The organism is Streptomyces flavofungini, from assembly GCF_041028215.1.
GTDB lineage: Bacteria > Actinomycetota > Actinomycetes > Streptomycetales > Streptomycetaceae > Streptomyces > Streptomyces flavofungini_B.
The window spans coordinates 1-2,380 of record NZ_JASKYR010001209.1 but is presented as its reverse complement, the minus strand read 5'-3'; the positions used below and the strand labels follow the sequence as shown (position 1 = coordinate 2,380).

At 76.6% G+C, this 2,380-nt stretch carries 2 protein-coding genes; one reads left to right on the top strand and one right to left on the bottom strand.

Translation table 11 applies throughout. From position 1 onward, the window contains the following. A partial coding sequence (locus AB8Z36_RS39805) for a helix-turn-helix transcriptional regulator (RefSeq protein ID WP_369218236.1) occupies positions 1-1,225 on the top strand: 1,225 nt, incomplete at its 5' end. Here the strand turns inward: AB8Z36_RS39805 and AB8Z36_RS39800 are convergent. Continuing rightward, the coding region (locus AB8Z36_RS39800) for a LuxR C-terminal-related transcriptional regulator (RefSeq protein WP_369218235.1) at positions 1,150-2,380 on the bottom strand (1,231 nt) is incomplete at its 5' end. The two genes, AB8Z36_RS39805 and AB8Z36_RS39800, sit on opposite strands and share 76 nt — an antisense overlap.

Sequence of the window (2,380 nt, the reverse complement as noted above, 5' to 3'; positions counted from 1 at the left end):
GCCCCGCACCGCGCACGGCGCCGAGGCCGCGCWGCKCGGCCTCGCGGGCGGCACGGCCGACCGGCGGGAGACGGCGGGCGCCTGGCTGCTGCTCTGGGCGGCAGCGGCGGTGGACGCGGCGGACGAGAGCCTGTGGCGGCTCTTCAGCGACGAGCACACGTACGCCACCCGGGGCTCCGTGGCGAAGGCGCGGTGCCATGGGGCGTTCCTGCGCGGCCGCTGGGACGCCGCGCCCGGATGCCTGCGCGAGGCGGAGACCGCCGACGAACTCGGCTACCACTGCAACGCTCTGCTCTTCCGCCACTATCACGCCCACTTCCTGGCGGGCCGGGGTGACGAGCAGGGCCTGCGCGCGGTGCGGGCGCGCATCGAACCGGCGGCGGCGAAGGCGCGGATGCGGTTCGTCACGGACCATCTGGACCGCCTCGAAGCCCTCGCGGCACTCGCCCACGGGCGGTGCGAGGAGGCGTACGCGCGGCTGCGCCGCGTCGTCGAACCGGGTCATCTCCCGCCGGGCCAGGCCTGGTTCCACGTACTGCTCTTCGACTTCGTCGTGGCGGGCGTGCGCTGCGGACGCCTGGCCGAGGCGCGTACGCACACCGAGGCCGGGCGGGCGGCGGGGACGGGCGCGATCTCGGCGCACCACGCGTTCCTGCTGGCCGCCGCCGTCGCGGTGACCGCCGACGATTCAGCGGCGGACGCCGCGTACGCCGCCGCCTACGCGGTGCCGGGCGCCGGGGAGTGGGTCTTCGACCTGGCGCGCCTGCGCCTGCTGCACGGCTCCTGGCTGAACCGTCGCGGGCGGCACACCGAAGCGGCCGAGCCCCTGCGCGCCGCCGAGCGGACCTTCGAGGAGCTGCGCGCCGAACCCTGGGCCGAGCAGTGCCGCTCCGAACTCCGTCCGCGCGAGCGTGCCCCTGCACCATCGGCCGCCCCGGTCACCCCCGCTGCCGCGCCCGGCGCGCTCACGGCCCATGAGCTGCGCATCGCCCGCCTGGTCGCCACCGGCCTGACGAACAACGAGGTCGGAGCGGCGCTGCGGCTCTCCCCGCGTACGATCGGCGCCCACCTCTACCGCATCTACCCGAAGCTGGGCGTCACTTCGCGGGCGGCCCTGGCCAGGGCGCTGCCACCCGAGCCGCCTTTGGGTCAGTCCCCGACGCCCTCCAGGGCGCGGGCGACACCGGCGCGGGTCGTGATGCCGAGCTTGGGGAAGATCCGGTAGAGGTGGGCGCCGACGGTACGGGGGGAGAGACCGAGCCGCTCGCCGACCTGACGGTTGGTCAGCCCTTGGGCGACGAGTTCGGCGATGCGTGACTCCTGTGCCGAGAGGGCGGGATGGCGTCCGGTCCCGCGTGCGGCGTCCGCCGTGCCGCTCAGCTCGTCGAGCGCGCGGGACGCCCGCGCGGCCCATGGCGCAGCGCCGAGCCGGGTGAAGGTGTCGAGCGCGGCACGGCATCGGGTCGCCGCTGCCCCGTACCGCCGCTGACGCCCCAGCCACATCGCGTGGGCCAGACGGGCCCGGCCGAGCGGAAAGGGCCAGCTCGCCGCGTCGGGGAGGGCATACGCGGCTTCGTAGCGCTGCTCCGCCTCGCAGTCGTCGGCGGCGAGGGCCTCCGCGACGGCGAGGAGGAAGGTGTGGTGCGCCGACGCTCGGGCGCTCCCGGCGGCGCGGACCGCGCGCAGATGGCGTACGGCCTCCGCCCGGTGCCCGCTGTCGACCGCCGCCTGCACCCAGTCGACGAGCCACAGGTGCGACCACGGGCCGAAGGCCGGGACGGCACCGGGCCCCGCGAGGAGGCGCGCGTGCTGCCACGCCTCGTCGGCACGGCCGTCGCCGAGCGCGAGGAGTACGCGCAGCGCGTACAGCCGCTCGGTGAGCAGGCGCAGTCCTTGCTCCCGTGCCGAAGCCCCGAGCGCGGTCTCCGTCTCGGCGAGTCCGGCGCGCTCGCCGCGCGCCGCGAGGACTTCGGCGACGTTCCGCAGGAAGAGCTGTTCGGCGAGCGTGTGACCGTGCTCCGCCGAGGTGCGCGCGCCCTCGCGGGACGCGGCGAGGGAGGCGTCCCACCGGCCGTGCAGGAAGTCGTCGTGGGCACGCAGGCTGTCGGTGAACGCCCGGGTGGCGTACGTGTGACGGCGCGCGAAGGCGCTCCGGAGCGCGTCGTGCACGGCCTCGCCACGTCCGGCCCAGGCGTCCCGGCACAGTGCCGCCACCGGGGACACGCGCGTCGTCGCGTGGCGTTCGACGGCGGCCCACGCCCGCTGGTCACCGGTGAGCACGGCGGCGACGAGGAGCAGCAGGAGCGCGGGCTCGAACAGCTCGGCGTGCGGACCTGCGGGGCCTTGCGGCCGCGGGGCGCCCGGCGCGTCCACGCCACCC